Source organism: Streptomyces sp. NPDC087901 (assembly GCF_044742205.1).
Lineage (GTDB): Bacteria > Actinomycetota > Actinomycetes > Streptomycetales > Streptomycetaceae > Streptomyces.
The window spans coordinates 208,105-214,516 of record NZ_JBIUUC010000016.1 but is presented as its reverse complement, the minus strand read 5'-3'; the positions used below and the strand labels follow the sequence as shown (position 1 = coordinate 214,516).

General features: G+C 67.8%; 6 protein-coding genes. 1 reads left to right on the top strand and 5 read right to left on the bottom strand.

What is annotated here, in order from left to right; all coding sequences use genetic code 11:
• Positions 1–140: 140 nt before the first annotated feature.
• From ACIOEW_RS35060 to arc, 3 genes are all read right to left on the bottom strand, one after another.
• Entirely contained in the window at positions 141–359 is a 219-nt protein-coding gene (locus ACIOEW_RS35060; RefSeq protein ID WP_326735254.1) for a ubiquitin-like protein Pup, read from the bottom strand.
• Positions 360–479: 120 nt separating this feature from the next.
• Positions 480–1,991 carry a depupylase/deamidase Dop gene (gene dop, locus ACIOEW_RS35055; protein WP_401968983.1) on the bottom strand — a complete coding sequence of 504 codons (1,512 nt, stop codon included), beginning with the start codon at positions 1,989–1,991 and terminating at the stop codon, positions 480–482.
• Positions 1,992–2,228: 237 nt separating this feature from the next.
• Entirely contained in the window at positions 2,229–3,995 is a 1,767-nt protein-coding gene (gene arc / locus ACIOEW_RS35050) for a proteasome ATPase (RefSeq protein WP_350992591.1), read from the bottom strand.
• Positions 3,996–4,236: 241 nt separating this feature from the next.
• Here arc and ACIOEW_RS35045 point away from each other — a divergent pair, with 241 nt between their 5' ends.
• Complete coding sequence (locus tag ACIOEW_RS35045; RefSeq protein WP_393056131.1) at positions 4,237–4,548, top strand: ferredoxin; 312 nt, start codon at positions 4,237–4,239, stop codon at positions 4,546–4,548.
• A gap of 39 nt (positions 4,549–4,587) precedes the next feature.
• Here ACIOEW_RS35045 and ACIOEW_RS35040 read toward each other — a convergent pair whose 3' ends face one another.
• Positions 4,588–5,178 carry a hypothetical protein gene (locus ACIOEW_RS35040; RefSeq protein ID WP_362548423.1) on the bottom strand — a complete coding sequence of 197 codons (591 nt, stop codon included), beginning with the start codon at positions 5,176–5,178 and terminating at the stop codon, positions 4,588–4,590.
• A gap of 264 nt (positions 5,179–5,442) precedes the next feature.
• A complete protein-coding gene (locus ACIOEW_RS35035; RefSeq protein WP_350992585.1) occupies positions 5,443–6,348 on the bottom strand; it encodes a tRNA (adenine-N1)-methyltransferase in 906 nt (301 codons plus the stop codon).
• Between the last annotated feature and the right edge of the window lie 64 nt (positions 6,349–6,412).

Below are 6,412 nucleotides of genomic sequence, written 5' to 3'. Positions count from 1 at the left end.
CCGCCGCCCGCGGTGCGGTTGGGTCGCTCGTTGTTGGTGTGGGGCGTTCGCGTGCCGTCCGGGGGCCCCCCGGGGGGGGGGGGGGCGCGGGCGCCCCCCCCCCCCCCCACGGCCGGTCACCGGCCAGGGTGCCGGGCCGGTTACTCCCCGCCCTTTTGCACAAATGAGCGAACGAAGTCCTCGGCGTTCGCCTCCAGGACATCGTCGATCTCGTCGAGGACGTCGTCGACGTCGTCGCTCAGCTTCTCCTGTCGCTCCTTGAGGTCCTCGGAGCCCTGCGCATCCTGCGCCTGCTCCTCGACCTCTTCGGTGGAGCGCGTCGCCTTCTGCTGTCCGCCGCCGGTGTCCTTGGTCGCCATATAGCTCACCCCGCTCGGTTCGAAGCACTTGATCAGACCCTACCTACGGGGTCCGACATTGGCCCGGTACTTGTCTCAACGTCCGGAGGTCATCGGAATGATTCCCAGCCGGCGGCCCTTTCAGCCGCCCTGCAGCACCCGGACCAGCTCTTCCGCCGTACGGCAGCGGTCCAGGAGCGCCTTGACGTGGTCGCGGGTGCCCCGCAGCGGCTCCATCGTGGGTACCCGCTGCAGGGAGTCATGGCCCGGCAGGTCGAAGATGACCGAGTCCCAGGAGGCCGCGGCGACGTCGTCCGCGTACTGCTCCAGGCAGCGACCGCGGAAATACGCTCTGGTGTCCTCCGGAGGCGCTGTACGGGCCTTCTCGACGTCGTTCTCGTCCAGCAGGCGCTTCATCCTGCCGCGGGCCACCAGACGGTTGTAGAGGCCCTTCTCGGCCCGTACGTCGGCGTACTGCAGGTCCACCAGATGCAGGCGGGGCGCGTCCCAGTCCAGGCTGTCGCGGCGGCGGTAGCCCTCCATGAGCTCCCGCTTGGCGATCCAGTCCAGCTCGCGGGACAGACTCATCGGGTCGTTCTCCAGCCGGTTGAGCGTGTCCTCCCAGCGGATCAGGATGTCCTTGGTCTGCTCGTCGGCATCTGCGCCGTACCGCTCCTCGACGTACTTCCGGCCCAGCTCGAAGTACTCCATCTGAAGCTGCACAGCGGTGAGTGTCCGGCCGCTGCGCAGAGTGATCAGCTGTCGGAGGTCCGGGTCGTGCGAGACCTGGTGCAGGGTGCGCACCGGCTGGTCGACGGCCAGGTCGACGTTGATGAAGCCGTCCTCGATCATGGAGAGGACCAGCGAGGTGGTGCCCAGCTTGAGGTAGGTGGAGATCTCCGAGAGGTTCGCGTCGCCGATGATCACGTGGAGCCGGCGGTACTTCTCGGCGTCGGAGTGGGGCTCGTCGCGTGTGTTGATGATCGGGCGCTTGAGGGTGGTCTCCAGGCCGACCTCGACCTCGAAGTAGTCGGCGCGCTGGCTGATCTGGAAGCCGTGCTCGTGCCCGTCCTGGCCGATGCCGACCCGTCCGGCACCGGTGACGACCTGGCGCGAGACGAAGAACGGCGTCAGATGGCGCACGATGTCCGAGAACGGGGTCTCGCGCTTCATCAGGTAGTTCTCGTGCGTGCCGTACGAGGCGCCCTTGTTGTCGGTGTTGTTCTTGTACAGATGGATCGGCTGGGCGCCCGGGAGCTGGGCCGCGCGCTCGGCGGCCTCGGCCATGATGCGTTCGCCGGCCTTGTCCCACAGGACCGCGTCCCTGGGATTGGTGATCTCCGGCGAGCTGTACTCGGGGTGCGCGTGGTCGACGTAGAGCCGTGCGCCGTTGGTGAGAATGACATTGGCCAGGCCGATGTCCTCATCGGTGAGCTGGCTGGAGTCGGCGGTCTCGCGGGCGAGGTCGAAGCCTCGCGCGTCGCGCAGCGGGTTCTCCTCCTCGAAGTCCCAGCGGGCGCGGCGCGCCCGGTGCATCGCCGCCGCGTAGGCGTTGACGATCTGGGACGAGGTGAGCATGGCATTGGCGTTGGGGTGACCTGGCACGGAGATCCCGTACTCGGTCTCGATGCCCATTACTCGCCGTACGGTCATGCGGCCCTCCTTGCCCGGCGACGCTCCCTTCCGGGGCGGCGCTCAAGTACCGCTGCTTTTCCGGTGCGTGCGCGGTTAGCCCGTTCCCGCACTGCGCGACCGGGCGGTACGCCAGAGCCTAGAGCGCCTCTGTGCCGGTGGGGAGATCAATTACGTCATTACTGCGGTGTCGTGGGAGCTGTCCGGAAAGCAACCGGCTGCGGATGCCCGGCCGGGCATCCGCAGCCGGTCTGCGTTCTAGAGGTACTGCCCGGTATTCGCCACCGTGTCGATGGAACGACCGGTGTCCGCGCCCTGTTTTCCGGTGACGAGTGTGCGGATGAAGACGATCCGCTCGCCCTTCTTGCCGGAGATCCTGGCCCAGTCGTCCGGGTTGGTGGTGTTCGGCAGGTCCTCGTTCTCCTTGAACTCGTCCACGCAGGCCTGGAGGAGGTGGGAGACGCGCAGGCCCTTCTGGCCCTGCTCGAGGAATGCCTTGATGGCCATCTTCTTGGCCCGGTCGACGATGTTCTGGATCATCGCGCCGGAGTTGAAGTCCTTGAAGTAAAGGACTTCCTTGTCGCCGTTGGCGTACGTGACCTCGAGGAAGCGGTTCTCCTCGGACTCGGTGTACATCCGCTCGACGACCGACTGGATCATGGCGTGAGCCGCGGCCTCCTTGGAGCCGGTGTGCTCGGCCAGATCGTCCGCGTGCAGGGGCAGTGAGGGCGTGAGGTACTTCGCGAAGATGTCCTTCGCGGCCTCTGCGTCCGGACGCTCGATCTTGATCTTCACATCGAGTCGGCCGGGTCGCAGGATCGCGGGGTCGATCATGTCCTCGCGGTTGGAGGCGCCGATGACGATGACGTTCTCCAGGCCCTCGACTCCATCGATCTCGGCGAGCAGCTGGGGGACGATGGTGTTCTCCACGTCCGAGCTGACGCCCGATCCCCGGGTGCGGAAGAGGGACTCCATCTCGTCGAAGAAGACGATGACGGGGGTACCCTCACTCGCCTTCTCACGGGCACGCTGGAAGACCAGGCGGATATGCCGCTCGGTCTCGCCGACGTACTTGTTGAGGAGCTCCGGACCCTTGATGTTGAGGAAGTAGCTCTTCCCGGCCGGCTGACCGGTGACTTCGGCGACCTTCTTGGCAAGGGAGTTGGCGACGGCCTTGGCAATGAGTGTCTTGCCGCAGCCGGGCGGACCGTAGAGCAGGATGCCCTTCGGTGGCCGCAGCTCGTGCTCCTTGAAGAGGTCCGGGTGAAGGTAGGGGAGCTCGACCGCGTCCCGGATGAGCTCGATCTGGTCGCCCAGTCCACCGATCTTGTTGTAGTCGATGTCCGGGACTTCTTCGAGGACGAGCTCTTCGACCTCGCTCTTGGGGACGACTTCGTAGACGTAGCCGGACCTGGGTTCGAGCAGCAGGGCGTCGCCGGGGCGGATGGTGATGTCCAGCAACGGCTCGGCGAGCCGCACCACCCGTTCCTCGTCGGTGTGCCCGACCACCAGGGCGCGCTCGCCGTCCTCAAGGATCTCCTTGAGGGTGACGATGTCCCCGGCCCGCTCGAATTCCATGGCGTCGACCACGTTGAGCGCTTCGTTGAGCATGACCTCCTGGCCGCGCCGGAGGTCCCCGAGCTCGACGCTGGGGCTGACGTTCACCCGGAGCTTGCGGCCCCCGGTGAAGATGTCACAGGTGCCGTCCTCGTTGGCCTGCAGGAACACACCGAAGCCGGCCGGTGGCTGTGCGAGCCGGTCGACCTCTTCCTTGAGGGCCACGATCTGGTCGCGGGCCTCGCGGAGTGTGGCAGCGAGCCGCTCGTTCTGTGCGGACACGCCTGCAAGGTTGGTCTGGAACTCGACGATCCGCTCTTCGAGAATCCTCGTATGCCGCGGAGAGTCGGCGAGCTTACGTCGCAGGACGGCGATTTCCTGCTCAAGATAGGCGACCTGGCCGGCTGGGTCATCGGACCCTCGCCCGGGCCGGATGCCGCGGTTGATGTCGTCGTCGTGGGCTGCCACGGTCCTCACCTCCTCCAAGGGGAGCTGGACGCTTCCTGACCCTACCTGGGTGGGTGATGATTGAAACCCCTAGATCACAAAGACTCTGAGGTGTGTCCGATCTTCACCCTTGCGCTCTCCCTCGTGTCAGGGGAATACCCACCCTTCAACATCGGAAAGCGGCCGGTTGTATCGTCGAACTGTTCAACACCCGCCAGGGCTGGCATTTTTTGGTTCGGATACGCAGGAAACGGCAGGAGAAATGACCGTGCAGCAGGACGCTCCCACCGATGGCGAGACGCAGGACCTGGAGGTCTGGATCGACCAGGACCTCTGCACGGGGGACGGCATCTGTGTGCAGTACGCCCCGGAGGTCTTCGAGCTCGACATCGACGGTCTCGCGTATGTGAAGAGCGATCAGGACGAGCTGCTCCAGGACAAGGGCGCCACCACGCCCGTCCCGCTGCCGATCCTTCAGGACGTGGTCGACTCGGCCAAGGAGTGCCCGGGCGACTGCATCCACGTACGGCGCGTTTCGGACAGGGTCGAGGTATTCGGGCCCGAGGCCGCCTGACCGCGGTCCCGGACGGAACAGGGACACGCCGGGTGACGGTCAGACGCCGGCGCCGGCAGGGTCCTCCGGCTGACTGCTCCGCGCGAAGGCCCCGTTCCGCCACTGCCAGGTGACCTTCTCCTGCTCGTCGGGGCAGCAGGAGGGAACCGAGGCCGAGGAGTAGCCGAGAAGCGTGGCGGAGACGATGCCGTCACGCACCGCGAAGTCGCCGACGCTGAGCTTCTGGACGGGGTCCACCAGGGTCGCGACGATCCGTGGTGCGGCCCCGCTTCCCTGTGTGAGGACGTAGACGCCGCTGGGCGGGGTGCCTGACCCGGCCGCGCAGCGGACCACCGCGACGGTCTCCGGACGGCCGTCGCCGTCCAGGTCGCCGGGGGCCTCTTTGGCCACGGTGTGGCCTGCCCCGCCGCATTCCAGGGGGAAGTCGGCACGAGCCGGGTCGGGGGCGGCGACGGGCGCCGCCGCGTGCTGCGCCGCGGTGCGGTGCGGGGTGGTGGAGGCCGAGGCGTTCGCGTCGGGCTGGAGCAGACCGGCTGCCGCGACGACGGCGGCCATGGCTGCCGCGGTGGCGAGCCAGTGCATCGGCCTGGTGCCGGTGTGCGCGAGGTCCGGGAGCGCGGAGGTCTGCACGCGGGATGTCTCCTGTGGTTCCTGTGGTGCGGAATGCCGGAAATGGCGGTGCCCTCGGCAGGACGTCGGCGGCCGGGTGGGGGTGGCCAGCATCGTGCCACACCTCACACGGCAGTGGAACGGTGGGGTCGCTACGGATCCCGTTCCCTGTCCGTCCTCCGCACCCGGGCAACGGAATGGCGCCGCCGCCGAGTTCCGGGTCGGTCCGGGAACTCGGCGGCGGCGCCGGCATGCGGGGCGCGCGGCGAAGGCCGCGCCCCTGGTTCAGTCGCGGGCGGAGCCGCTCTGGCTGCCCGGGCCGGTGTAGTCCTCGCCGTAGGCGCCCTTGGAGGGGCGGCGGCGGCGCGGCGGGGCCTGGACTCCGTCAGCCAGCCGACGGGCGGTGACGAGGAATCCGGTGTGGCCGATCATGCGGTGGTCCGGGCGGACGGCGAGACCCTCGACGTGCCAGTTCCGGATCATCGACTCCCAGGGCTGCGGCTCGGCGAAGCAGCCGATCTCGCGGATGGACTCGACCGTCCGCGAGAGCTGGGTGGTGGTCGCGACGTACGCGCAGAGGATGCCGCCGGGGACGAGCGCCTTGGAGACGACGTCCAGGCACTCCCAGGGCGCGAGCATGTCCAGGACGACGCGGTCCACGTCGGTTTCCGTGAGGTTGTCCTGGAGGTCGCCGACGGTGAGCTGCCATGCGGGGTGCGGGCTGCCGAAGTAGCGCTCGACGTTCTGCTGGGCGATCTCGGCGAAGTCCTCGCGGCGCTCGTAGGAGTGCAGCATGCCGTGCTCGCCGATGGCGCGGAGCAGGAACGTGGAGAGTGCGCCGGATCCGACGCCGGCTTCCACGACGCGTGCGCCGGGGAAGATGTCGCCGAAGGCCAGGATCTGACCCGCGTCCTTGGGGTAGACCACGGCGGCGCCGCGGGGCATGGACAGGACGTAGTCGGGGAGCAGGGGGCGCAGCGCAAGGTAGACGACGTTCCCCGTGGTACGGACAACACTGCCCTCGGGAGCACCGATCAGCTCGTCGTGCGAGAAAGAACCCTTGTGGGTGTGGAAGTTCTTTCCGGCTTCGAGCGTGAAGGTGTAGTGGCGTCCCTTGGGATCCGTGAGCTGGACCTGGTCCCCGACCTTGAAGGGCCCACGTCGGCGGGCGGCACCGGTCGGTTCAGACATGTGACCAGCGTACCGGTGTTTCCGGGGGCTCCGACCGCCTGTAGGGGCACGGCCGACGGGCTCG